The organism is Nonomuraea sp. NPDC049655 (genome assembly GCF_044465465.1).
In the GTDB taxonomy this organism is placed as follows: Bacteria; Actinomycetota; Actinomycetes; order Streptosporangiales; family Streptosporangiaceae; genus Nonomuraea.
In genome coordinates, this window is record NZ_JBITLS010000010.1 from 301,075 (window position 1) to 323,811 (window position 22,737).

Consider the following 22,737-nt stretch of genomic DNA (forward strand, 5'->3'; position numbering starts at 1 on the left):
TACGCGGCGGGTCCGACAGTCAGCCGGGACGCCACCCCCGGCTGCGTGCCTCCCAGTAGGTCAGCCCGAGCCGCCGGTGCAGCTCGACGGCGGCCTCGTTGTGCTCGCGCGCCTCCCGTCCGCGGCCGAGCCGCCGGGCCAGCTCGGCCAGCACGTCGTGCACCGAGCCCCAGGCGGCGCTGCCCATGCCCATGACGATGAGCTGGCCGGCGATGGGCAGCAGCCGTTCGTACAGCTCGGCGGGGTCGGGCGTGCCGAGGCGGGCGGCCACCAGCCCCCAGACGGGGTGCAGGAAGTCCGCGGCCCAGTCCTCGCGCAGCTCCACCCCCCACCGGCCGATCAGCTCCCGGGCCAGCTCCGGCCGCCCGGCCTCCAGCGCCGCGAGCACGGCCAGCGGCCGCACCGGGCTCATCAGCGGCCGCTCCCCCGCCGCCACCAGCTCCTCCAGCAGCTCCGCGCCCCGGCCCCGGCCGCGCCTGCAGGTGTAGAGGGTGCCCAGGCGGCGCGCCTCGATCCCCCACAGGCTGCCGCCGAACGCGAGCCCCGGGAAGCGGGCGAGCAGGGCCTCGGCCTCGTCCCAGCGGGCGTGCAGGGTGTGCGCGGCGGTCTGGGAGACGCGGACCATGGCCTCCAGCTCGGGCCGGGCGACCTCGTGCAGGAGCTGCTCGCAGCGGTCCAGGTCCCTGGCCCACTCGGCCAGGTCGCCCGCGCGCAGCAGGCACGACATGCGCAGGACGCGCCCGACCAGCCGGGCCTCCCTGGGCAGGCCGGGCACGGCCAGCATCTCCTCGGCCGCCCTGCGCCGCGTGTCGTTGCGGCCCGGGACGAACCCGGCGATCAGGTAGTTGTTCAGCGCCTTGGCCAGCAGCATCGGGTCGTCCAGGCCGCGGGCCAGCTCGACGGCCTCCAGCGCCAGCCGTTCGCCCTCCGCGCGGCGCGGGCCGTAGTGCAGCTCGATGCCGAGCGTGCCGAGCAGCGCCGCCCTGGACGCCGGGTCCTGGCCGCCGGCGAGCAGGTCCTCCAGCACCACGACCATCGTCTCGTCCACGACGCCGTACGGCCGCCAGTTCCACACCGACAGCCCGCCGAACACCGAGACGGCGGCCACCAGCGCGTCCCTGTCGCCGAGCCGCTGGGCCTGGGCGACGGCCTCGTCCAGGTCGCGGTGGGCGCCGGCGGCGTCGCCCAGGCTGCGGCGGGCCCGGCCCAGCTCGGTGAGCAGCCGGCAGCGCCGCGGCGAGTCGCCGGGCGGGAGGTGGGCGAGCGCCAGCTCCCACAGCTCGACGGCCTCCTGGTAGCCGTGCCGGGCGGCGGCCTGGGCTGCGGCCTCGCAGGCGTGCGTGACGGCCTTGGGCGCGCCGCCCAGCCTGGCCGCCGCGGCGAAGTGGCCGGCCAGCAGCGCCGGGTCGGCGCCGGGCACGCTCTCCAGGTGCAGGCCGGCGCGCAGGTGCAGCCGGGCGCGGGCGAGCGTGGTCAGGCCGGCGTCGAGGGCCTGGCGGACGAGGGCGTGCGAGAAGCGGTAATCGGCGGCCTCGGTCAGCAGCCCGGCGGCCAGGGCCGGTTCCAGGCCGGTCATGACGTCCTCGACCGGCTGCTCCACGAGCGCGGCCAGCAGGTCCACCTCGACCTCGCGGCCCGCGACGGCGGCGGCCCTGAGCAGGTCCAGCGTCGTCCCGGGCAGCCTGACGAGCCTGCGGTCGATCACGTCGCGTGCGCCGGGCGGGACGAGATGGCGTTCGCGTTCGGGCAGCCGCAGCAGCTCGGTGAGGTAGAACGGGTTGCCGCCGGAGCGGTCGAGCAGCTCTTCCGGGTCGGCGCTCACCTCGCGCAGGCGCAGGAAGTCGCGCACCCCGTCGGCGTCGAACGGCGCGAGCGGCAGCCTGCGGCCCTCCCTGGACAGGGCGGCCAGGGTCTCGCGGAGCTGGGCCGGGTGGCCGTCCGGCTCGGGCCTGAGCGTGGCCAGCACCAGGGCGGACGTGCCCGCCAGCTCGCCGGCGACGTGGCCGAGCAGCTTCAGCGAGGAGGCGTCGGCCCAGTGCAGGTCCTCCAGCACCAGCAGCAGCGGGCCGCCGCGCAGCGAGTCGAGCACGGCGTCGTAGAGGTCGAACAGCTCGGCGTGCGGCGACGGCGGGATCATGCCCGCGCGCGTCCACGGCCAGAACGCCGGGGCCCTGGCGTCGTCCAGGCACCTGCCCCACTCCACCCGGAATCCGCGGGCGGCGGCCAGGTCGGCGGCGGCCCTGGCCAGGCTGGTCTTGCCGATGCCCGGCTCGCCGGTGACCAGCGCCAGCCCGCCGCGCCCGGCCCGCGCCGCGCCCAGCAGCTCCTCCAGGGTCTGCAGCTCCGCCTCCCGTCCCACCAGCCGCTCGCCCGTGCCCCGGCCCGCCATCGGCACGGGCTCCGGGGCGGCCGCCGCGTCCTTGTCCGGTCGCCGGTCCGCCGCCGGGCGGGCGGTCGTCACGCCGGGGGCGTCCAGGGCCGGGGACTGGTCGAAGACGGCCTGTTCCAGGCGTCTGAGCTCCGGGCCCGGCTCGATGCCCAGCCGTCCGGCCAGCAGGCCGCGCACCCGGCGCAGGGCGGCCAGCGCGTCGGCCTGCCGGCCCGCCCGGTAGAGCCCGAGCACCAGCAGCCGCCACGCCCGCTCCCGGTACGGGTACGCCTCGGCCAGCGCCTCCAGGTCGGGCACGGTGGCCTCGCCCAGCTCCAGCCGCGCCTCCAGCCGGTCCTCCTCGGCCGCCAGCCGCAGCTGCTCCAGCCGGGCCGGCACCTCGGGCGCGAGCCCGGGGAACTCCGCCAGCGGCTCGCCGCGCCACAGGCCGAGCGCCCGGTCGAGCACCCGCGCCGCCTCGCCGTGCCGTCCCCGCCGCACCAGCCGGGCGCCGTCGGCCGTCCAGGAGGCGAAGCGGGCGACGTCCGTCTGGCCGGGCGCGATGTCCAGCAGGTAGCCGGGCTCGCGGGTGAGCAGCACCCGGGGCGGCGTGCGCGGCCTGCGTCCGGGTTCGAGCACCCGCCGCAGGTGCGACACGTACGCCTGGAGCGTGGCGGTGGCCCTGGCCGGGGCCTCCCCCGCCCACAGCTCGTCGATCAGCCGGTCGAGCGGCACGATGCGGCCCGGTTCCAGCGCCAGCATGGCCAGCACCGCGCGCTGCTTGCGGGTGCCGAGGTCGAGCCGGACGCCGTCGGCGTCGTCCACCTCAAGCGGCCCGAAAAGTCTGAACTCCACAGACCTCAAGTCAACCCCAATTCCCACGCAAGTGGGACGACGCATCATCGATCACATGAACGACCTGAGGAACATGACGGCCGGCCCGGTGCTGCTCCCCGGCGACGACGGCTTCGACCAGGCGCGACGGCCCTGGAACCTGGCGGTGGACCAGCCGGTGCGCGCGGTGGTCGAGGCGGCCGACGCCGACGACGTGGCCGCCGTGATCGGCTACGCCCGCCTGCACGGCCTGGCGGTCACCGCGCAGCCGAGCGGCCACGGCGCGTCGGGCGACACCGAGGGGACGATCCTGCTGCGCACCGGCCGGCTGGGCGGGGTGGAGATCCGCGACGGCGTGGCGCGCGTCGGCGCGGGCGTGAAGTGGGGCGAGGTGCTGGCGGCCGCGAGCCCGCTCGGGCTGACCGGCCTGGCGGGCAGCTCGCCGGTGGTGAGCGTGACCGGTTACACCCTGGGCGGCGGCCTGAGCTGGTTCAGCCGCAAGTACGGCTTCGCCGCCGACAGCGTGCGCGCCGTCGAGGCCGTGGACGCCGACGGCGGCCGGGTCCGGGTGACCGCCGAGCACGACCCCGAGCTGTTCTGGGCCCTGCGCGGCGGCGGCGGCGACTTCGCGATCGTGACGGCGCTGGAGTTCGACCTGCACCCCGCGCCCATGCTGTACGGCGGCCGGATCATCTGGCCGGCCGACCGCGCCGAGCAGGTCATGGCGGCCTTCCGCGAGGTCACCGCCGGCGCGCCGGAGGAGCTGTCGGTGTGGTTCCAGCTCCTGACGCCGCCCGGCGCCCCCGGCTTCGTCATGGCCGACTGCACCTACCTCGGGGCCGACCCCGGGGCGCTGCTGCGGCCGTTCGAAGCGGTGGGCGGGGCGATCGCCGACACCAGGCGGCGGCTGCCGGTGGCCGAGCTGGCCTCGATCTGCGACGAGCCGGTCGACCCGAGCCCGGGCGTGGGCCACACCGAGCTGCTGACCAGGCTGGACGACGAGGTCGCCGGCGTGCTGGCCGGCGAGCCGATCGAGCCGCTGCTGGCGGTGCAGGTCCGGCACCTGGGCGGGGCCGTGGCCAGGCCGGTCGAGGGCGGGGGCGCGGTGGAGCGGCTGGCGGAGCCGTACCTCGTGCACGCGCTGGGCCTGCCGTCGCCGGAGGTGGCGGAGCGGATGGAGCGGCTCGGCAAGTCGCTGGTGCCGTTCAGCACCGGGCGGCGTCCGTTCACGATGCTGCACGGCGGGGAGCAGGCGGCGGCGGCGTTCTCGCCCGAGACGCTGGCCCGGCTGCGCGACCTCAAGCGCGCCCGCGACCCGCTGAGCGTCATCAGGTCCAACTTCCCGGTGCTGGGCTGACCGGCCTACGGCTCTTCGAGGACCAGGTCGCACGTCGCCCGGGGGTCGAGGAAGGCGCACAACCCGGCGGCCTCGGTCAGCAGGGCGTCGCGATCCGTGCGGCGCAACGGGGTGAACGGCCGGATGCGCAGCGTCCGGTCCCGGATCCGCCAGGTGCCCTGCCACATGCCGTCGATCAGAAAGGTGCCGGTGGTCGCGCCGTTGCCCGGAGGGAGCGGGACGGGGCGGTTGCCGGGGATCACCCGGGTCCGGTCCTTGTGTGACAGCAGCACCTCGCGCAGGTGGGTCAGCCCGGACCACAGCTGCACGTCGCGACGCTCGCCGGGCCGAACGCGCCGAGATGGCGCAGCACCAGCGCGTCCGCCGGCACCGGGCGCAGCGGCGCGCCCAGCCAGCTCTCCACCGGCGCCCACGCGGCGGGGCCGGTGCCGCCCCAGACGCCCCGCGGCGGCACCTGGCACAGCGCGAGGTGATGCGTGACCGCGTAGGCCAGCGCGCTCGGATCGGCGCCCGGCCGGCTCCGCACGAGCAGCCTGCCGAGCTCGCCGCGGGTGGGCGGCCGCTCCGCCAGCAGCCGCCCGGCCTGGTCGAGCAGCGCACGCATCAGGTGCAGCCGCACCACCTGGCGCTGCCCGGTCAGCGCCGACAGCTCATCCGGCGCGAAGCCCCGCAGCCGGGTCCACAACCCCACGTACGGGGCCAGCGGCGCCTGGGACTGCATGCCGCCCAGGTGCTCGATCGCGTCGATCGCCCGGCCCGGCGCGCGTTCCAGCAGGTACTGGCGGGCCAGCGTGGCCCGGTTGAGGCGACGCCGGCTCAGCACGTCGCTCACCGCAGCGGCCCGAAGAAGGCCCGCAGGTCGGCCGCCAGCAGGGCGGGGGCCTCCATCGCGGGGAAGTGCCTGCCGCGCTCGAACTCGCTCCAGTGCGCGCCGGCCGGCGCGGGCACCAGCCGGCGCACGGTCTCGTCGGCGCCGAAGACCGCGAACCCCTGCGGCACGGCGGGCGGCGCGCCCCAGTCGGCGGAGTGGGCCTGCTCGTACAGGGTGTGCGCGGCGGAGGCGCCGGAGCCGGTGAACCAGTACAGGCTGACCGTGGTGAGCAGCTGGTCGCGGTCGACCGGCAGGTCGGTCCATTCGTGGACCTTCTCGGCGATCCAGGCGAGCTGCAGCAGCGGCGAGTCGGCCAGGCCGTAGCCGATGGTCTGCGGCCGGCTGTTCTGGATCGCCAGGTAGCCGGAGCCCTCCTGCTGGAAGGCGTCCATCCGGCTCAGGATCAGCTTGTCGACCGGGTCGTCGGCGTCGAGCCGGTCGGCGATCCCCGGCATGAAGGTGGCGACGTTCGCGGCGGTGAACGGATCGGTCACCACGTGCACGCCGACGACGTGCTCGCCGTCGAGGCCGGCGAGCAGGCCGGACACGCCCGCGCCGACGTCGCCGCCGTGCACGCCGTACCGCTCGTAGCCGAGGCGGCCCATCAGCTCGGCCCAGGCGCGTGCGGTGCGCCCCATCGACCAGCCGGTCCCGCCCAGCGGCGTGGAGAAGGCGTAGCCGGGCAGCGACGGCGCGACGACGTGGAAGGCCGGGCCCTCGTCCGGGGCGACCAGCGGCTCGATCAGGTGCAGGAACTCGGCGACGGAGCTCGGGTAGCCGTGGGTGATCAGCAGCGGCCTGGCGTCGGGCCGGTCGGACCTGACGTGCAGGAAGTGCATGCGCTGGCCGTCGATCTCGGTGGTGAACTGCGGGTACCGGTTGAGCCGGGCCTCCTGGGCGCGCCAGTCGTACTGCGTACGCCAGTACTCGGCGAGCTCCTTCAGGTGGCCGAGCGGCACGCCGCGGGTCCATCCGACGCCGGGCAGCTCGCCGGGCCAGCGGGCGTGGGCGAGCCGGTCGTGCAGGTGATCGACGTCGGCCTGGGGGATCTCGACGCGGAAGGGCTGGATGTCGTCGCGCACGGCGCTTCTCCTTGTGAACGGCTCGGCCATGAGTGCTCTTGCGCTCATGCGGAGAACACTAGGAACATTCGCGGAAAGGATCGTTCCTAGATCGTCGTCAGGATTGAAGAATGCTGGAAACCTCGGCGCGGCTGCTGCGCCTGCTGTCCCTCTTCCAGGCCAGACGCGACTGGACGAGCACCGAGCTGGCCGCCCGGCTCGGCGTCACCACCCGCACGATCCGCAACGACGTCGGCCGGTTGCGCGCGCTCGGCTACCCGGTCGACGCGCGGCCGGGCGTGGCCGGCGGCTACCGGCTCGGCTCGGACGGCGCCCTGCCGCCGCTGCTGCTGGACGACGACGAGGCGGTGGCGGTCGCGATCGGCCTGCGCACCGCCGCGAGCGGCTCGATCGCCGGGATCGAGGAGACCTCGATGCGGGCGCTGGCCAAGCTGCAGCAGGTGCTGCCCGCGCGGCTGCGTCACCGGGTGAGCGCCTTCCAGTCGTACGCGCTGCCGATGCCGTCGCGCGGCTCGCAGGTGGATCCCGACGTGCTGACCGTGATCGCGAGCGCGTGCCGCGACCATGAGCGGCTGCGGTTCGACTACCGGGCGCATTCCGGGGCGGCCGGCCGGCGCTCGGTGGAGCCGTACCGACTGGTGCACGACCGGCGGCGCTGGTACCTGGTGGCCTGGGACGTCGACCGGGACGCCTGGCGCACCTTCCGGGTCGACCGGATCGAACCGCGGACGCCGGCGGGGCCGCGTTTCACGCCCCGCGAGCTGCCGCCCGACCACGAGATCACGGCGCGGGTGGCCCGCGGGGCCGGCGAGGCGACCTGGCGCTACCGGGCGCGGGTCATCGTGCACGCGCCCGCCTCGCACGTGCGCGACCGGCTGCCGATCCCGGTGGACGTGCAGCCGCTGGGCGAGGACCGGTGCGTGTTCGAGCCGGGCTCGGACCACCCGGAGACGCTCGCCCTCCACCTGGGCCTGCTCGACGCGGACTTCACGGTCGAGGACTCGCCGGAGCTGGTGGCCGCGCTGCGCACGCTGACGAGCCGCTACCAGCGCGCGATCGCCGCCGCCGACCAGCCACCCGGCTAGGCGAGGTCGCCGTGGCGGCCGGCTCCGGCGGCGAATCTGGCGGCGCCCTCCGCGGCGTCCGGCAGCGAGACCAGGCCGTGGCGCAGCTCGTTGCGCATGGCCTCGTCCTCGGGCAGGCCGTGCTGCTCCAGCAGCGACAGGCGGTCGCCGCGCAGGCACGCCTGCGGGAACGCGGCGATCCGCGCGGCCAGCTCCTCGGCGTGCCGCCGGGCCGTGCCGGTGGGCACCAGGCGGTTGACCAGGCCCATGTCACGGGCCTCCGGGGCGCTCACCGCGCGGCCGGTGAGGATCATGTCCATGGCGCGGGAGGCGCCGACGAGCCGGGGCAGCCGCACCGTGCCGCCGTCGATCAGCGGCACGCCCCAGCGGCGGCAGAAGACGCCGAACACCGCGTCCTCCTCGGCCACCCGCAGGTCGCACCAGAGGGCGAGCTCCAGCCCGCCGGCCACCGCGTGCCCGGCGACGGCCGCGATCACCGGCTTGGACAGGCGCATCCTGGTGGGCCCCATGGGGCCGTCGCCGTCCTCGCCGACGTGGTTGTCCAGCGCCTTGAGGTCGGCTCCGGCGCAGAACGTGCCGCCCTCGCCCCACAACACCGCCACGGCCGCGTCGGAGCGCTCGAAGCCGGCGAACGCGTCCGTGAGCGCGTCGGCGGTCTTCCTGTCCACCGCGTTGCGCGCCTCCGGCCTGCTGATCACGACGGTGGTGACGGGCCCCTCGCGCTCGACGCGTACGGTCATGCGCCCCTCCTCCGGGGAACGTGCGGCTTCGCCTCGGGGAAACCTGCCGAGCGTACCCTCAGGCGAGGGCCCCGGCCAGCAACGCGTCGAAGTGGTCGGCGGCCGGGGCGTCGATGCCGCGCAGCGGGCCCCGCTCGGCCAGGTGCGCCTCGGCGTACAGGCGGGCGACCAGGGCCTTGCGCCCGTCGTCGAGGCCCCATCCGGCCTGGTCCTCCAGCAGGGCGGCGGCGTAGACGTCGGCCATGAACTGGGCCAGCGGATAGAGGCGTTCCTCGGCGAGCGCCGGGTCGAGCCCGTGCCAGGCCGCGACGGCCTTGGACAGGTCGTCGATCCGCGCGTGCACCAGGTCGGAGGTGGCCAGGGCGCGCAGGCGGGCCAGGAACGGCACGTGGGCCTCCTCGCGGAGCATGGCGCGGCGCACGTCCAGGCACAGGATGTTGTCGCCGCCCTCCCAGATCGGGTTGACCTGGGCGTCGCGCAGCAGCCTGGCCACCGGCCACTGCTCGATGTAGCCGTTGCCGCCGTGCACCTCGATCGCGTCGCTGGCCGCCGTCAGGCCGAGCCGGGCGGCGCGCAGCTTGATCAGCGCGGGCCCGAGCCGCAGCCGGGGGCCGACCAGGCCGTCGAACACCATCGCCTGGGCGGCCTCGACCTCGACGATCAGCTCGGCCAGCTTGCGGCGCATCAGGGGCTGGTCGATGAGCGGGCGGCCGAACGCCTCGCGGGAACGCGCGTAGCAGACCGACTCGACCAGGGCCCGCCTGGCCACGCCGACGCCCATCATGGCCACGCCCAGCCGGGAGGCGTTGGTGAGCTTCATCATCGTGCCGAGCCCGGAGCCGGAGCCCCGGCCGGCCAGCAGGAACGCCTCGGCGTCGGTGAACTCGACCTCGGCCGAGGCGACCGAGCGGGTGCCCAGCTTGTCCTTCAGCCGCCGGATGCGCACCCCGTTGCGCGAGCCGTCGCGCCGCTCCCACAACGCCAGGAACGGCGCCACCGACCCGTCGGGCGTGCGGGCGAGCACCACGAACGCCGAGCCGTTGGCGTTGGAGGCGAACCACTTGAACCCGGTCAGCCGCCACGCCTCCCCGTCGGGCTCGGCCCACGCCTCCAGGGCGGCCAGGTCGGAGCCGCCGGTGCGTTCGGTGAACATCTGGGCGGCCTCGCCGGAGTAGTAGCCGTCGGCGAAGATCTCCCGGACCCGGTCGCGCACGTCCGGCGGCGCGTGCTTCTCGGCCAGCGAGACCACCATGTCCCCGCCGGTGCCGAGTGCGCAGCCCATCCCGATGTCGGCCTGGTCGAGCAGGTACGTCCAGGCCGCCGCCAGCGCGGACGGGTCCGCCCCGTTCGCCCGTGCCTCCTCGGCGAACGACGGCGAGGTGAAGTTGTCCTCCATGAGCGCCGCGCGCGCGGCCTGGAAGGACGGCGGCATGACGACCCGGCTGACGTCCCTGCCCCACTTGTCGTACTTCTCCAGGCGGGGCGGGTTGCGGTCGGTCTCCTCGGCGCACTCGGCGACCAGGCCGCCCATCAGCGCGCCGAGCCGTTCGAGGTGGGGCTCGGCCCAGGCGAAGCCGTCGCCGAGGTGGCGCCGCATGAGCAGGCGCAGCGTGGGGTCGCAGGTCCACCAGTTGCGCCCGGCCGCCCCCTGGTAGCGCTCGGTGGCGTAGCGGTCGCTGTGGTCGAAAGGTTCGATGAGATACCGGCCCATACTCGCGAGTGTTACATATAATCAACACGCGATGGAAGACCGTAACACCTCACTCAGCGCCCGGTCGGCGGTGCTGAGCGCGCTGCTCGGCAGCCACCCGCCCCGGCTGCCCGCCCGTCACCTGGTGCGCATCGGCGCGCTGTTCGGCATCGCCGAGGGCACGGTCCGGGTGGCGCTGTCGCGCATGGTGGCGGCCGGCGACCTGACGCAGCAGGGCGGCCGCTACACGCTGTCCGAGCGGCTCGTCGAGCGCCAGGCCCGGCAGGACGAGAGCCGCGACCCGCACACCAGGCCGTGGGATGGCACGTGGGAGGTGGCGGTGGTCACCGCCGAGCGGCGCGCCCCGGCCGACCGGGCCGCGTTCCGGCACACGATGTCCGCGCTGCGCATGGGCGAGCTGCGCGAGGGCACCTGGCTGCGTCCGGCCAACCTGGTGCGCGAGTGGCCCGAGACCGTCACCGCGCAGTGCACCCTGATCGACGGCCGCCCGCACGGCGACCCCACCCCGCTGCTGTGGGACCTCGACGGCTGGGCGGCCGAGGCGGGCCGGCTGGAGCGGGCGCTCGACCGGGCCGACGGGCTGGCCGAGGGCTTCCTGGTCTCGGCCGCCGTGCTGCGCCACCTGCTGGCCGACCCGCTGCTGCCCGCCGAGCTGCTGCCCGCCGGCTGGCCGGGAGCCGCCCTGCGGGCCCGCTACGACGCCTTCGACCGCCGCTACCGCGAGGTCCTGCGCGCGCACATGGAGGGCTGAGCCCCCTCCTGAATCAGAGTTCGACGCCGAAGACGATGCGCTTGTTCCTGAACTCGGTGACGCTCCACACCTTGCCGCCGCGCACCGTCAGGTCCTCAGGCCCGATCGGGTACGGCCTGGTCAGCAGCTTGTCGCCGCTGTGGACGAGCAGTCTGCCGTTGGTGGCGGCGTCGGCCGCCTGGCTCAGGTACCACTTGCCGCCCCACGAGACCGCGCCCTGGATCTTGGGGTGGCCCATGACGAAGGCGTCCTTGGGCGTGCCGTCGGTCAGCGGCAGGTTCCAGCGGGCGACCCACCCGCCGGGGTCGTTCTCCCGGTACTCGCCCGCGACCAGCGCGGGCGTGCCGCCGCTGCGGTCGACCGACAGGAACGAGAAGTGCGGCCCGCCGCGCGCGAGCTTCCAGCAGTCGGTCTGCGGGAGCAGGTAGCGGTAGCCGAAGGCGTGGAACCGGCCGCCGGAGCGCCCGATGCGCGCGGGGTCGCCCAGGTCGGGCTGGGCGGTGCGCAGGTCGAGCAGGTTGCCCAGGTCGAAGACGCGCAGGCCGTTGTAGGTGTCGGCGACGTAGAGCAGGTCGCCGTGGCAGGCCAGGCCGCCCGCGTGCACGTCGATCGGCCCGTACGAGCCGTCGGGCCTGGCCTCGACCAGCAGCGCGTGCTGGTACTTCAGCGTCCGGGGGCTCAGGAACGACACCCTGATCCCCCGCTCGCCCGCCGCCGGCTTGAAGTACCAGCTCACCAGCAGCACCGGCACGCCGATGTTGCCGGACTCCTCGCCGCAGGTCACGCCCTGCGGGTACCAGTCGACCGTGTCCTGGTCCTTGGCGTCGAAGGCGTACCAGTCCGCCGGCCTGGGCCGCATCGAGCCCAGCGCCGCCGTCGCGCCCTTGTGGACGGCGGTCCTGTTGGCGTGGGCCAGCAGGGCCTCGACCCCGGTCGCGCCGATCTCCCCGGCCAGCTTCGCCGCCCCCGTGGCCAGCGTCCCCGTGGCCCGCGTTAACGCGTAGGGCGCCTTGTCGGCCGGTACCATCCCCGTCGCCGCCATATCTGCCTCACTTCGTCCGTCTCTCGGAGTAGTTTGACGGACGCGCGGCGGCATTTGTTGGCGTTCAGTCCCCGTTCAGTCCCAGTTCAGTCCCACAGGTGCACCGGCAGGCCCGACAGGGCCAGCTCGCGGTAGCGGCGCACGAGCCGTTCCCGGTCGCCGCCGAAGCGCGCCAGCGCCTCGCGCTGCCAGACGGCGCCGGTGCGCCGCAGCCGGGTGCGCTGGGCGATGACGTCCAGCGCGGTGTCGGCGTCGTGCGGGGTCACCCCGGCCGCCAGCAGCGCGGCCCGCGCCTCGGGCAGCAGCCTGAGCACCAGGTCGGCGGCCTCGAACTCGCCGTCCAGCCCCGGCCAGGTCAGCTTGGCCTCCAGCCCGTCCTGGGCGGCGCGGTAGAAGTTCTGGTACGCCTCGGCGAACCGGTAGCCGGTCAGGTCCCTCTCGGCCTGCGACAACGTCAGCCCCAGCAGGAACGCCGTGTTCGCGGTCATGTCCGCGCACGAGGGCCCGGCGGGCAGCGCGCGCATCTCGACCCGCAGGTGACCGCCGTCGGCCGGGTCGTAGACGGGCCGGTTCCACTGCCAGATCGTGCCCTGGTGCAGCCGCAGCTCGGGCACCTCGTGCGGCTCGGCGTCGTCGGACAGATCGGGCACGATCGGCTCGTAGTCCTGGACGTACCGCTCGAACAGCTCGTGCGCGCCCTCCCGCACCCAGTCCGAGCCGAACGTGACCCGCCCGTCCCTGCGCCCGCGCCGCTCCACGTCGCGGTCGTCGGCCGCCTCCTCCATCAGCGCGATCCGCGTCTCCGCCCACAACTGCCTGCCCAGGAAGAACGGCGAGTTGCCGCACGCGGCCAGCACCGGCCCGATGGCGAGCTGGGCGGCGTTGAACAGCCGGGCGAAGCGGTCGGGCGGCGTGCGGATGTGCACCTGCCAGGAGGTGTTGGCGCTTTCCAGGATCACGTCCTCCACCGACAGCTCCAGGTCCTCGATCTTGACGAGGAACGGCTCCAGCCGCAGCCGCCTGATGCCCCTGCTCATGGCCCGGTAGCGGTTCTGGTCGCTCATCGCGCCGATGGTGAAGTCCTCGGCGGCCAGCGTGGGGAGAATGCCGATCGGCAGCGCGCCGCCGTCCTCGACGGCGGCGTCCACCTTGGTCACCGTCTCCTGGATCTCGGCCCCCATGCGCTCGAAGGGCGCGCCGGCCAGCGGCATCGGGGTGAGGTTCACCTCGATGTTGAAGCGGCCCAGTTCGAGCACCACGCGCGGGTCGCCGAGCTTGTCCCGCACCTCGTCGTTGCGCGGCAGCGGCCGTCCTTGCTCGTCAATGAGGAACAGCTCCAGCTCGGCCCCGATGGTGGCCGGCCCCTGGCCGAAGCCAGGGGTTTCGAGCAGCTCGCGAAGAGTGCCGAGCTGCTCCCGGATGCGTTCTCCGAAGCGCGCGTACTCCGCCTCGGAGAACCGCTCTTTGTCCAGATCTCGTCCCATCGCCCCCTTCTGTCCAGTACGCAAGTGTCCACACCTCACCAGCCGATCGGTCCGTCGTCCTCCAGGTAGGCGCCGGTCGGTCCGTCGGCGTCCAGGGTCGCCAGCCGTACGGCGATGGCCGCGCCCTGCTCGGCGGTGCGGAAGCCGGTGTGGGCGTTGAGGTCGGTGGCGCAGTAGCCCGGGTTGGCGGCGTTCACCTTGACGGAGGTGCCCATCAGCTCCTTGGCGTAGCAGACGGTGATCATGTTGAGCGCGGTCTTGGAGGAGTTGTAGGCGGCGAAGTTGAGGTCCCAGAACGGGCTGTCCGGGGTGAGCGCCAGGCTGATCGAGCCCAGCTCGCTGGACATGTTCACGATCCGGCCCGCCGGCGATTCGAGCAGCAGCGGCAGCATGGCGTTGGTCACGGTGACCACGCCGAACACGTTCGTCTCGTAGACCTCCCGCAGCTCCCGCGCGGTGACGGCGCTCGGGACGCCGCCGTCCAGCCCGCCGGCGACGCCCGCGTTGTTGACCAGGATGTCCAGCGAGCCGTACTCGGCCTCGATCCACTTGGCGGCGGCGGCCACGCTCTCCTCGTCGGTCACGTCGATCCGCACGTACGGCAGGCCCAGCCGCCCGGCGGCGGCCCGTCCGCGCTCCTCGTCGCGGGCCCCCACGATCGCGGTGATCCCCCGCTCCGCAAGCAGCCGCGCGATCTCGTGGCCGATCCCCTTGTTCGCGCCCGTGATCAGGGCAGTCGTCGTCATGGCCCAACGTTCTCCCAGGCCGCGGCGGGGACGGGAGAGACCCGCGGAGGCTGGGATCAGCGGTACCACCTTCGCGCGCCCGCTCACCTGGCCTCAGGACGGAGGATGGAGGCATGAACCGCGACGAACTGGCCGGCTTCCTGCGCAGCAGGCGCGCCCGCGTCACCCCGTCCGACGTGGGCCTGCCCGGCGGCGGACGCCGGCGCACGCCCGGCCTGCGCCGCCAGGAGGTGGCCCAGCTCGCCGGGATGTCGATCGACTACTACATCCGGCTGGAGCAGGGCCGGGGCCCGCACCCGTCGCGGCAGGTGCTCGGCGCGCTCGGCCGGGCGCTCATGCTGGACCAGGACGAGCGCGCCCACCTGTTCCGGCTGGCCGGCCAGGTGCTGGAGACGCCCCGGATCAGGCAGGACGTGCCCGCGGGCATCCTGCACCTGCTCGCCTTCCTGGAGGACGTCCCCGCCTACGTCCTGGACGCCCGCTACGACCTGCGCGCCTGGAACCCCCTCGCCGGCATGCTCATGGGCGACCTGGACTCCCTCCCGCCCGACGGGCGCAACGTGATCCGCTGGGTGTTCAGGTCACCCGGCATCGCCGAGCACCTGTCGGACGAGGAGAAGAGCCGCTTCGCCCGCGCCTCGGTCGCCGACCTGCGCGTGGCCGCCGGCCGCTACCCCGACGACCGGGCGCTGCAGGCGCTGGTGGCCGAGATGCTGGCGCTCAGCCCCGAGTTCGCCGAGCTGTGGGCCCGGCACGAGGTGGAGGTGCGCAGGGAGCAGCGCAAACAGGTCACCCATCCGGCCGTCGGCACGATCGACGCCATCTGCCAGGTGCTCCCCGTGCCCGACCGCGACGACCTGCGGCTGGTGCTCTACACCACCGAACCCGGCTCGCCCTCCCACCGGGCCTTGCGCGACCTGCGGCGACTCACTCTAAGCTCATGAGATGCGAGCGGTTGCCTTTGACATCTTCGGCGGGGAGCTCGACGTGCGCGAGCTGCCCGATCCCACTCCCGCGCCCGGCGGGGCGGTGATCCGGGTCGAGGCGACCGGGCTGTGCCGCTCCGACTGGCACGGCTGGCAGGGGCACGACCCCGACATCAAGGTCCTTCCCCACGTGCCCGGCCACGAGCTGGCGGGCGTCATCGAGGCCGTGGGCCCCGACGTGCGCGGCTGGCTGCCGGGGGCGCGGGTCACCGTGCCGTTCATCTGCGCCTGCGGCACCTGCGCGGCCTGCGCCACGGGCCAGCAGCAGGTGTGCGAGCGGCAGACCCAGCCGGGCTTCACCCACTGGGGCTCCTTCGCCGAGTACGTCGCCGTCGACCACGCCGACGTCAACCTCGTCCCGATCCCCGAGGAGATGGCCTACGCCACCGCCGCCGGGCTCGGCTGCCGCTTCGCCACCGCCTTCCGGGCGATCGTCCAGGTGGGCGAGGTGCGCCCGGGAGAGTGGGTGGCGGTGCACGGCTGCGGCGGGGTCGGGCTGTCGGCCGTGATGATCGCGGCGGCGTCCGGGGCGCGGGTGGTGGCCGTGGACATCAGCACCGACGCGCTGGAGCTGGCGGAGCTGGCCGGGGCCACGCACTTCGTCAACGGCTCGGCCGGCGACGCGGCGGCCCAGGTCAGGGAGCTGACCAGGGGCGGCGCGCACGTCTCGCTCGACGCGCTGGGCAGCCCCCGCACGTGCGCGGCCTCGGTCGAGAGCCTGCGCAGGCGGGGGCGGCACGTCCAGGTCGGCCTGCTGCCGGGCGGCGCGACGCCGGTGCCGATGGACCGCGTGATCGGCCACGAGCTGCGGCTGCTGGGCAGCCACGGCATGGCCGCGCACGCCTACCCGCCCATGCTGGAGCTGATCAGGGCCGGGATCCTGCACCCCGACCAGCTCGTCACCCGGACGATCGGCCTGGCCGACGCCGGCAAGGCGCTGGCCTCGATCGGCTCGGTCCCGGGCGTGACGATGATCCTGCCGCGGGCGGGCGCGTGAGGGCCGGGGCGCGTACGGGCGAGTGAGGGGGGCTCACTCCTCCAGTTGCACGCCGAACGTCCTGAGCACCAGCGCCAGCATGGCGTAGTGCGCGACGAGGACGACCAGCTCGATCCTGCGCACCTCGTCGTAGCGGTCGCACAGGGCCGCCCAGGTGGCGTCGGTGAGGTCGCCCGCGTAGTGGAGGTCGTCGGCCACCTGTAACACCAGGCGGTCCTCGACCGACCAGAGGGCGTCGAGCTGGCGGACCGACTCGATCTCGACGTCGGTCAGGCCGACCTCGCGGGCGATGCGGGCGTGATGGGCCCATTCGTAGGCGCTGCCGCTGTGGAAGGCGGTGCGCAGGATGGCCAGCTCGCGGTCGCGGGCCGGCAGCGTGCCGTTGAGCAGCGCGCCGCCGAAACGCAGCCAGCCCTGGTAGAGCGCGGGGTGCCGGCCCAGCGTCGTGAACACGTTCTGGGGGTTCGCCTGCTGAAAGTCGTCCCATTCCGCAGGAGGCAGGGGCTTCACTCGAGGCTTCATGGCCATGAGCATTCCCCAAATGAGCGTCCACTTGTCCGGTGGCGGCTTTACCGTCACTTAGGAGGACTTTCCACAGTGCGGGCTTTACGTCAGGATTGAGTGGCCCGCAGGACGTTGCAAGCCTGGTCGACCGCAAGGACCCCATGGTGATTCGAACGTTGCTCGCTGAGGACATGAACCTGGTACGAGGGGCGCTCGTGGCGCTGCTGGCCTACGAGGAGGACATCGAGGTCGTCGCCGAAGTCGAGCGGGGCGACCGCATCCTGGCCGCCGCCCAGTCGTGCCGTCCGGACGTGGCGGTGCTGGACATCGCCCTGCCCGGCATGGACGGGCTCGCCGCGGCCGGCGAGCTGCACGAGAAGCTGCCCGGCTGCGGCGTGCTGATCCTGACCGGCGTCGGCACCCCCGGGCTGCTGAAGCAGGCGCTGGAGGTGCACGTCCGGGGGTTCATGGCCAAGGACGCGCCCCCGGAGCGGCTGGCCGACGCCATCCGCCGGGTCGCCGACGGCGAGCGGGTCATCGACTCGGAGCTGGCCATCGCGGCCATGCGCCCGCCGGAGCCGCCGCTCACCCCCCGCGAGCTGGACGTGATCGGCGCGGCGGCCGACGGCGCCTCCATCGGGGAGATCGCCGCGTCGCTGTTCCTGGCCGAGGGAACGGTCCGGAACTACCTGTGCCGGACGACGTCCAAACTGGGCGCGCGCAGCCGCATCGACGCCATCCGCATCGCCCGCGAGTCCGGCTGGATCTGACCTCCCTCCGCCGTCCCTGCCCGCCCCCGCCCGCTCAAGGGCGGGTGTGGGCGGCCAGGAAGGCCAGGACGTCGGCGGCGAGCGCGATGGACCGGCTGACGGCGCGGGCGCCGTGGCCGACGTCGCGCTCGTGGCGCAGCAGGACAGGACGGGAACCGGCCCCCCTGGTCCCCTGGGCCCACTGCATGGCCGCGCACATCTTGCGGGCGTGCATCGGGTCCACCCGGGTGTCGGCGGCCGAGACCGTGAACAGCGTCGCCGGGTAGCCGGCGTCCGGCCGGACGTGGTGGTAGGGCGAGTAGGCCATCAGCCAGGCCAGGTGGTCGGGGTCGGCGGGGTCGCCGTACTCGCCGGTCCAGGACGGGCCGAGGCCGCTGAGGTGGTAGCGGGCCATGTCCAGCAGCCCGGCCGAGCAGACGGCGGCGGCGAACAGGTCGGGGCGCTGGGTGAGGGCCGCGCCGACGAGCAGGCCGCCGTTCGACTCGCCCCAGATGCCGAGCTGCTCCGGGGTCGTCCAGCCGTCGGCGACCAGTTTCTCGGCCGCGGCGACGAAGTCGTCGAAGACGTTCTGCTTGCGTTCCAGCATGCCGTCGCGGTGCCAGGACTCGCCCTCCTCGCCGCCGCCGCGCAGGTTGGCGATGGCCAGCACGCCGCCCGACTCCACCCAGGCCAGCGAGTCGGCCGCGTAGCCGGGCATGAGGGGGATGCCGAAGCCGCCGTACCCGTTGAGTATCGCCGGGCGGGGGCCCGAGCCGGAGGACAGCGCGACCACGACCATGCGCACGGGGGTGCCGTCGGCCGAGGTGTACTCCACGTGGTGGCTCCGCACGTCGGGCAGCGCGACCCGGCCGGGCGGGGCGGCCCACAGGGTGGCGGCGCCGGTGCGGGCGTCGTAGCGCCAGATCTCGGCGGGCGTGACGGCGTCGGTGTAGGTGAACCAGGCCTCGTGGCCGCCCTCGGGCCGGGAGCTGAGCGAGGCGATCGAGCCGCTGCCGGGCAGGGGCACCTCGCCCAGCCGCTCCCCCGTCCTGGCGTCGTGCACGGCGATCTCGCCGATCGCGTGGCGGGTCCTGGAGACCAGCAGGCGGTCGCCGTCCAGCAGGGTGAACGCGCCGAGCACCGCCCGGGGGTCCTCGGGAACCAGCTCGCGCCACACCTCGGGCTCGGCCGGGTCGGCCACGCACAGCCGGCGCCGGGGGGCGTTGCGGTCGGTGAGCAGGTACAGGCGGCCGTCGGAGGCCACCGCGCCCGCCGTGCGCACGTGCGTCCCCTCCTGGACGACCCGCAGCCGCGGCCGGGCCGGGTCGCCGCCGGACAGGTCCGCCAGCCAGAGCGAGTTGCCGGCCGTGCCGCCCGCGGAGATCGTCAGCCAGCGGCCGTCCGCGCTGAGCTGCACGCCGTACGAGATCGGCCCGCCGGTCAGGACGGGCACGTCGTCGGGGACGCCGAGCCGGTGCAGGTGCACGCCCTCGTGGAAGCGCACGTAGTAGAAGCCCTCGCCGCCGGGCAGCCAGGCGACCGGCGAGTAGCGGCAGCCGCCGATGGGGCCGTCCACGAGCTTGCCGGTGTCGACCTCCTCGACGTACAGGTCGGCCTTCTCGTCGCCGCTGCGCGAGATCTGGTAGGCGACCAGGCGGCCCTGCGGGTCGGGCTGCCAGTCGTCCAGGGTGGTCAGGCCGGTGGGGTCGCGGTCGGCCGGGTTCAGGAAGGGCCGGTCGTCGCAGTACAGGACCGGGTGCTCCTGGCAGCCGGTCTGCCGCAGGTGGAAGCGCCGGCCGCCGCGCCAAACGGGCGGGGTGACCAGGCCGGTGACGCTCAGCTCGGTGAGCCTGGCCAGGAAGCGCTCGCGGTCCGGCAGGCGCGCGGCGGCCGCCCGCCACAGCCGGTCCTGCGCGGCCAGCCATTCCCCGGTCCGCGGGTCGAGGGGGTCCTCCAGCCAGCGGTACGGGTCGGGGATGTCGCGCCCGTGGAGGCGGTCGGTGACCGGTTGACGTTCGGCGGGCGGGTACTCGTCTGCAAATGTCATGACACGGGCTCCGGTTGCCAGTGGCCGGCCAGGTCGGCGTACAGGGGCGAGACCCGGATCAGCTCGTCGTGCGTGCCGATCGTGATCCGGGGTCCGTCCATGAGCAGGACGCGGCGGGCGCGCAGCGCGGAGGTGAGGCGGTGCGCGACCACGATGAGCGTGCCGCCCCTGGCCGCGAAGGCGTTCTCGGCCAGGGCTTCGGCGGCGGGGTCCAGGTGACAGGTGGCCTCGTCCAGGATGACCAGCGGGGCATCGGTCAGGTGGGCGCGGACGAGGGCGAGGAGCTGGCGCTGCCCGGCCGACAGCGCCGCCGGGTCCAGCGTGGCGTCGTACCCGCCCAGGCTCTCGACCAGGTCCGTGGCGCCCAGGGCGGCCACGGCCTCGTCCAGGCGGCCGGACCCGGGCGCGAGGTAGGCGAGGTTGTCGCGCAGCGTGCCGCGGAAGACGTACGCCTCCTGGGGGATGAGCACGCGGGCGGCGGGGTCGGCGCGGTCGGCGGGCACGCCGCCGACCAGCACCTCCCCCTCGCCGGGCGGCAGGATGCCGCTGAGCAGGGCGGCGAGCGTCGACTTGCCCGCGCCGCTCGGGCCGACGACGGCCAGGTGGTCGCCCTCGGGGACGGTGAGATCCAGGCGGTCCAGGACCGGCGCCGAGTGCGGGCCGTAGGCGAAGGTGACCGACCGCAGCGTGACGTCGCCCCCGGACGGACGGACCTTGGGCGGCGACGGCGGCCGGGGCGGCGCGGCGGCGGCGATCCGGCGCAGCGTGGCCACGAGCCGCACCCCGCTCACCCCGAGCCCCTGGACGAGCCCGCCGAGCGCGGGGGCCAGCGACTGGGTGACGTAGGCCAGCGCGCCGACGATCACGCCGGGCCGGGCGCCGCCGTCGAGCAGCCAGGGCGTGCCGGCCAGCAGCAGGACGACGGGCAGCCAGCCGCCGACGGCCAGCGCGGCGGTGCGCACCGCGGTCACCCTGGCCAGGGCGCGGGCGGCGTCGCGCTGCGCGCCGACCTGGCGGGCCAGCCGCTCGTCCTCGCGGTCCTGCAGGCCGCACGCCTCGATGTCGCGCAGCCCGGCGGCCGTCGCGGTCATCGACCGGGCCAGCTCCTCGTCGGCCAGCAGGAACGCGCGCTGCCGCCGGGCCAGCGCGGGCAGCGAGGCCAGGAAGAACGCCAGCCCGGCCGCGAACGGCGGCAGCACCAGCACGAGCGTGCCCGGCGCCAGCGTCAGCAGCCCCAGCACCACGCTGACCAGCGTGAACGCGAACCCCCTGACCGTGGTGACGACGGCGGCGAAGGCGTCCCTGGCCAGCTCGACCTGGAGCCCGGCCCGCGCGGTGGCCGCGCTGTCGGGGCGCTCGTCGAGCGGGCGGCGCAGCGCTCCCTGCACCACCCGCGTCAGGAGGTCGTCGCGGAACGGCTCGGCCACGGCGGCCACGGCCAGCACCACCTGGCGGGCGCCGACGGCCGAGACCAGCCACGCCAGCCCGAGCGCCGCCAGCCAGGCCAGCCCGGTCAGCGGCCGGGCGCGGGCGAAGCCGTCCTCGATGGCGCGGGCGACGGCGTGCCCGACCAGGAAGGCGGGCGCGGCCTCCAGCACCGACCAGAGCAGGATGGCGACCAGCCGCCGCGGGTCGCGCACGAGCGCCCGCCGGAACCCGGCCGCCGCGCCGGGAACCGCGGGCACGCCGGGAGCCGCCGGGACGCCGGAGTCGGGGGTCATGGGCGGGCCTCCTGGAAGACTGCCCGGTAGGCGGGGTCGCGCCACAGCACGTCGTGCGGGCCGGCGGCGCGCACCCGGCCCTCCTCCAGCCAGACGACCTGGTCGGCGCGGGCGGCGGTGGCCAGGCGGTGGGCGGTGATCAGGCGGGTGCGGCCCCTGGGGTCGCCGGTGAGCGCCCGGCTGACCTCGCGTTCGGTGACGGTGTCCAGGCTGGAGGTGGCGTCGTCGAGCACCAGCAGCCGATCCCCCCGCGCGAACGCCCTGGCCAGGCCGAGCCGCTGCCGCTCGCCGCCGGACATGGGCGTCTCGGCCAGCGGCGTGTCGTAACCGGCGGGCAGCCGGCGGACGAACCCGTCGGCGCGCGCCGCCAGGGCGGCCTCCCGTCCCGCCTGGGAGCCGGGGACGGCGCTGATCGCCTCGCCGACGGTGTCGCCGACCAGCACCGGCCGCTCGAAGGCGTAGCCGATGGCCGAGCGCAGGCCGTCGCGGGTCAGCTCGCGCAGCGGGACGCCGTCGAGCAGCACGTCCCCGCGTTCGGGGTCGGCCAGGCGGCCGGCGAGCGCGGCCAGCAGGGACTTGCCGGAGCCGGACCGTCCCACCACGGCGGTGACCGTGCCGCCGGGGATCGTCAGGTCGCCCACGGTGAGCCCGTCGGCGGCGACGTCGCGGAACTCGACCGTGCCGGGGCCGGGCGGCAGCGCGCGCGAGCCGTGGCGGACCGGGGGCAGGGTGAGGACGTCGGCGACGCGGGCGGCGGCGGCCCGCGCCCTGGCCAGGCCGCCGACGTAACCGAGCGAGGTGCTGAGCGCGGCCCCGAGGGCGGCGTAGCGGGCGGCGGCGTACAGGTCGCCGACGGTGAGCCGCCCGGCGGCCAGCATGAGCCCCCCGGCGGCCAGCACGGCGACCTCCAGCAGCGGGATCATCAGCCCCGACCGGACCCCGGCGGAGGCGTTCGCGCGCCACAGGGCCATGCCGTGCGCGCGCAGCCGGGGCAGGGGCGCGAGCACCCGGCGGGCCTCCTGGTCGGCGGTCCCGGCGGCGGCGATGGTGCGGGCGCCGTCGAGGGCGTCCACGAGGCGGGCCGCGATCTCGCCCTGGATCTCCTGGTAGCCGCCGGAGATGACGGTCGTGACGCGCAGGAAGGCCCGCAGGACGAACACGATGACGACGATGCCCGCCGCGAGGGTGAGGGTCAGCAGCGGATGGATGAGGGTGAGCGCGACCAGGGCGCCGACGGTCGGCACCAGCAGCGCCAGGGCGCCGGTGACCGTCTCGGGGGCCCGTCCGGCCTCCTCGGCGTTCAGCCCGGCCCGGGTGACGAGGTCGCCCTCGGGGAAGCGGCGGGTGGCGGCCCGGCCGACGCCGAGCACGTGCCGCAGCACGCCGAGCCGCAGCCGGGCGGCCGCGTACGCGCTGCTCGCCCCTCTGGCCCAGCCGCCGAGGCTCTCGCAGAGCACCACCACGGCGACCACGCCCGCGCACAGCGCCAGGGCGGTGGCGGCGTCCGGCGAGCGGACGAGGAGCAGGTCGATCGTGCGGCCGACGAGGAACGGGACGGCCAGCTCACCGGCCGCGCCGGCGACGGCGGTGACCGCCAGCACGGCGGGCCACGGGCCGCAGCGCCGTACGGCGTCCGTCACCAGGCGGTCTCCCGGTCCCACC

The 22,737-nt window shown here is 75.1% G+C and carries 19 protein-coding genes; 6 read left to right on the plus strand and 13 right to left on the minus strand.

Translation table 11 applies throughout. The features are described 5' to 3' along the window. Positions 1-19 precede the first annotated feature (19 nt). The gene (locus tag ACIBQ6_RS31180; protein WP_397216190.1) at positions 20-3,223 is read right to left on the minus strand and encodes a BTAD domain-containing putative transcriptional regulator; all 3,204 of its coding nucleotides are present in this window, start codon (positions 3,221-3,223) and stop codon (positions 20-22) included. Positions 3,224-3,278: 55 nt separating this feature from the next. On the opposite strand from ACIBQ6_RS31180, the gene ACIBQ6_RS31185 reads away from it, so the two are divergent. Further along, positions 3,279-4,559: an FAD-binding oxidoreductase gene (locus ACIBQ6_RS31185; protein ID WP_397216192.1), complete on the plus strand. Its 1,281-nt coding sequence runs from the start codon at positions 3,279-3,281 to the stop codon at positions 4,557-4,559. Positions 4,560-4,564: 5 nt separating this feature from the next. Here the strand turns inward: ACIBQ6_RS31185 and ACIBQ6_RS31190 are convergent, their stop codons facing one another. The 3 genes from ACIBQ6_RS31190 to ACIBQ6_RS31200 are packed head-to-tail and all read right to left on the minus strand — an operon-like array spanning position 4,565 to position 6,560. Beyond that, positions 4,565-4,867: a DNA glycosylase AlkZ-like family protein gene (locus tag ACIBQ6_RS31190; RefSeq protein WP_397216194.1), complete on the minus strand. Its 303-nt coding sequence runs from the start codon at positions 4,865-4,867 to the stop codon at positions 4,565-4,567. Continuing rightward, positions 4,846-5,382, minus strand: a complete 537-nt coding sequence (locus tag ACIBQ6_RS31195; protein WP_397216196.1) for a DNA glycosylase AlkZ-like family protein — start codon at positions 5,380-5,382, stop codon at positions 4,846-4,848. The genes ACIBQ6_RS31190 and ACIBQ6_RS31195 overlap by 22 nt, the downstream gene beginning before the upstream one ends. Before the next feature lie 5 nt (positions 5,383-5,387). Next, the gene (locus ACIBQ6_RS31200) at positions 5,388-6,560 is read right to left on the minus strand and encodes an epoxide hydrolase family protein (RefSeq protein ID WP_397216198.1); all 1,173 of its coding nucleotides are present in this window, start codon (positions 6,558-6,560) and stop codon (positions 5,388-5,390) included. A 62-nt stretch (positions 6,561-6,622) separates the two neighbouring features. On the opposite strand from ACIBQ6_RS31200, the gene ACIBQ6_RS31205 reads away from it, so the two are divergent. Further along, positions 6,623-7,597 (plus strand): YafY family protein, encoded by a 975-nt coding sequence (locus tag ACIBQ6_RS31205; protein WP_358285346.1) that lies wholly within the window; start codon positions 6,623-6,625, stop codon positions 7,595-7,597. On the opposite strand, the gene ACIBQ6_RS31210 is transcribed toward ACIBQ6_RS31205, so the two are convergent. Then, on the minus strand, positions 7,594-8,337 hold the full coding sequence (locus ACIBQ6_RS31210) for a crotonase/enoyl-CoA hydratase family protein (protein WP_397216201.1): 744 nt from the start codon (positions 8,335-8,337) through the stop codon (positions 7,594-7,596). The two genes, ACIBQ6_RS31205 and ACIBQ6_RS31210, sit on opposite strands and share 4 nt — an antisense overlap. Positions 8,338-8,395: 58 nt before the next feature. Continuing rightward, positions 8,396-10,048, minus strand: coding sequence for an acyl-CoA dehydrogenase family protein (locus ACIBQ6_RS31215; RefSeq protein ID WP_358285342.1), 1,653 nt, complete (start codon positions 10,046-10,048; stop codon positions 8,396-8,398). A 31-nt stretch (positions 10,049-10,079) separates the two neighbouring features. Between ACIBQ6_RS31215 and ACIBQ6_RS31220 the strand changes: the two genes are divergently transcribed. Beyond that, positions 10,080-10,799, plus strand: coding sequence for a PaaX family transcriptional regulator C-terminal domain-containing protein (locus tag ACIBQ6_RS31220; protein ID WP_358285340.1), 720 nt, complete (start codon positions 10,080-10,082; stop codon positions 10,797-10,799). Between the two features lie 13 nt (positions 10,800-10,812). Here the strand turns inward: ACIBQ6_RS31220 and ACIBQ6_RS31225 are convergent, their stop codons facing one another. The 3 genes from ACIBQ6_RS31225 to ACIBQ6_RS31235 all read right to left on the minus strand — a co-directional run bounded on the left by ACIBQ6_RS31225 (position 10,813) and on the right by ACIBQ6_RS31235 (position 14,071). Then, positions 10,813-11,841, minus strand: coding sequence for a hypothetical protein (locus ACIBQ6_RS31225; RefSeq protein ID WP_397216203.1), 1,029 nt, complete (start codon positions 11,839-11,841; stop codon positions 10,813-10,815). 86 nt (positions 11,842-11,927) lie between these two features. Further along, on the minus strand, positions 11,928-13,325 hold the full coding sequence (locus ACIBQ6_RS31230) for a glutamate--cysteine ligase (protein WP_358285336.1): 1,398 nt from the start codon (positions 13,323-13,325) through the stop codon (positions 11,928-11,930). Between the two features lie 35 nt (positions 13,326-13,360). After that, complete coding sequence (locus tag ACIBQ6_RS31235) at positions 13,361-14,071, minus strand: SDR family oxidoreductase (protein WP_397216205.1); 711 nt, start codon at positions 14,069-14,071, stop codon at positions 13,361-13,363. A gap of 113 nt (positions 14,072-14,184) precedes the next feature. On the opposite strand from ACIBQ6_RS31235, the gene ACIBQ6_RS31240 reads away from it, so the two are divergent. After that, a complete protein-coding gene (locus ACIBQ6_RS31240; RefSeq protein ID WP_397216207.1) occupies positions 14,185-15,015 on the plus strand; it encodes a helix-turn-helix transcriptional regulator in 831 nt (276 codons plus the stop codon). Between the two features lies 1 nt (position 15,016). After that, positions 15,017-16,054: a zinc-dependent alcohol dehydrogenase family protein gene (locus ACIBQ6_RS31245; RefSeq protein WP_358285330.1), complete on the plus strand. Its 1,038-nt coding sequence runs from the start codon at positions 15,017-15,019 to the stop codon at positions 16,052-16,054. A 33-nt stretch (positions 16,055-16,087) separates the two neighbouring features. Here the strand turns inward: ACIBQ6_RS31245 and ACIBQ6_RS31250 are convergent, their stop codons facing one another. Further along, positions 16,088-16,576 carry a carboxymuconolactone decarboxylase family protein gene (locus ACIBQ6_RS31250; RefSeq protein ID WP_358285328.1) on the minus strand — a complete coding sequence of 163 codons (489 nt, stop codon included), beginning with the start codon at positions 16,574-16,576 and terminating at the stop codon, positions 16,088-16,090. A gap of 143 nt (positions 16,577-16,719) precedes the next feature. Here ACIBQ6_RS31250 and ACIBQ6_RS31255 point away from each other — a divergent pair, with 143 nt between their 5' ends. After that, complete coding sequence (locus ACIBQ6_RS31255) at positions 16,720-17,328, plus strand: response regulator transcription factor (RefSeq protein WP_358285326.1); 609 nt, start codon at positions 16,720-16,722, stop codon at positions 17,326-17,328. A 34-nt stretch (positions 17,329-17,362) separates the two neighbouring features. On the opposite strand, the gene ACIBQ6_RS31260 is transcribed toward ACIBQ6_RS31255, so the two are convergent. Genes ACIBQ6_RS31260 through ACIBQ6_RS31270 form a run of 3 tightly spaced genes read right to left on the minus strand, consistent with a single transcriptional unit; the run spans position 17,363 to position 22,736 of the window. After that, a complete protein-coding gene (locus ACIBQ6_RS31260) occupies positions 17,363-19,354 on the minus strand; it encodes a prolyl oligopeptidase family protein (protein WP_397216210.1) in 1,992 nt (663 codons plus the stop codon). Then, positions 19,351-21,075 (minus strand): ATP-binding cassette domain-containing protein, encoded by a 1,725-nt coding sequence (locus ACIBQ6_RS31265; RefSeq protein ID WP_397216212.1) that lies wholly within the window; start codon positions 21,073-21,075, stop codon positions 19,351-19,353. Before ACIBQ6_RS31265 ends, ACIBQ6_RS31260 begins: the two co-directional genes overlap by 4 nt. Further along, positions 21,072-22,736, minus strand: coding sequence for an ABC transporter ATP-binding protein (locus ACIBQ6_RS31270; protein ID WP_397216214.1), 1,665 nt, complete (start codon positions 22,734-22,736; stop codon positions 21,072-21,074). The genes ACIBQ6_RS31265 and ACIBQ6_RS31270 overlap by 4 nt, the downstream gene beginning before the upstream one ends. Between the last annotated feature and the right edge of the window lies 1 nt (position 22,737).

Excerpts from the sequence above, each read along its gene's own strand:
- ACIBQ6_RS31185 (WP_397216192.1), top strand. The coding sequence starts at position 3,279 with ATGAACGACCTGAGGAACATGACGGCCGGCCCGGTGCTGCTCCCCGGC.
- ACIBQ6_RS31200 (WP_397216198.1), bottom strand. The coding sequence starts at position 6,560 with ATGAGCGCAAGAGCACTCATGGCCGAGCCGTTCACAAGGAGAAGCGCC.
- ACIBQ6_RS31205 (WP_358285346.1), top strand. The coding sequence starts at position 6,623 with ATGCTGGAAACCTCGGCGCGGCTGCTGCGCCTGCTGTCCCTCTTCCAG.
- ACIBQ6_RS31210 (WP_397216201.1), bottom strand. The coding sequence starts at position 8,337 with ATGACCGTACGCGTCGAGCGCGAGGGGCCCGTCACCACCGTCGTGATC.
- ACIBQ6_RS31215 (WP_358285342.1), bottom strand. The coding sequence starts at position 10,048 with ATGGGCCGGTATCTCATCGAACCTTTCGACCACAGCGACCGCTACGCC.
- ACIBQ6_RS31220 (WP_358285340.1), top strand. The coding sequence starts at position 10,080 with ATGGAAGACCGTAACACCTCACTCAGCGCCCGGTCGGCGGTGCTGAGC.
- ACIBQ6_RS31225 (WP_397216203.1), bottom strand. The coding sequence starts at position 11,841 with ATGGCGGCGACGGGGATGGTACCGGCCGACAAGGCGCCCTACGCGTTA.
- ACIBQ6_RS31230 (WP_358285336.1), bottom strand. The coding sequence starts at position 13,325 with ATGGGACGAGATCTGGACAAAGAGCGGTTCTCCGAGGCGGAGTACGCG.
- ACIBQ6_RS31235 (WP_397216205.1), bottom strand. The coding sequence starts at position 14,071 with ATGACGACGACTGCCCTGATCACGGGCGCGAACAAGGGGATCGGCCAC.
- ACIBQ6_RS31240 (WP_397216207.1), top strand. The coding sequence starts at position 14,185 with ATGAACCGCGACGAACTGGCCGGCTTCCTGCGCAGCAGGCGCGCCCGC.
- ACIBQ6_RS31245 (WP_358285330.1), top strand. The coding sequence starts at position 15,017 with ATGCGAGCGGTTGCCTTTGACATCTTCGGCGGGGAGCTCGACGTGCGC.
- ACIBQ6_RS31250 (WP_358285328.1), bottom strand. The coding sequence starts at position 16,576 with ATGAAGCCTCGAGTGAAGCCCCTGCCTCCTGCGGAATGGGACGACTTT.
- ACIBQ6_RS31255 (WP_358285326.1), top strand. The coding sequence starts at position 16,720 with ATGGTGATTCGAACGTTGCTCGCTGAGGACATGAACCTGGTACGAGGG.
- ACIBQ6_RS31260 (WP_397216210.1), bottom strand. The coding sequence starts at position 19,354 with ATGACATTTGCAGACGAGTACCCGCCCGCCGAACGTCAACCGGTCACC.
- ACIBQ6_RS31265 (WP_397216212.1), bottom strand. The coding sequence starts at position 21,075 with ATGACCCCCGACTCCGGCGTCCCGGCGGCTCCCGGCGTGCCCGCGGTT.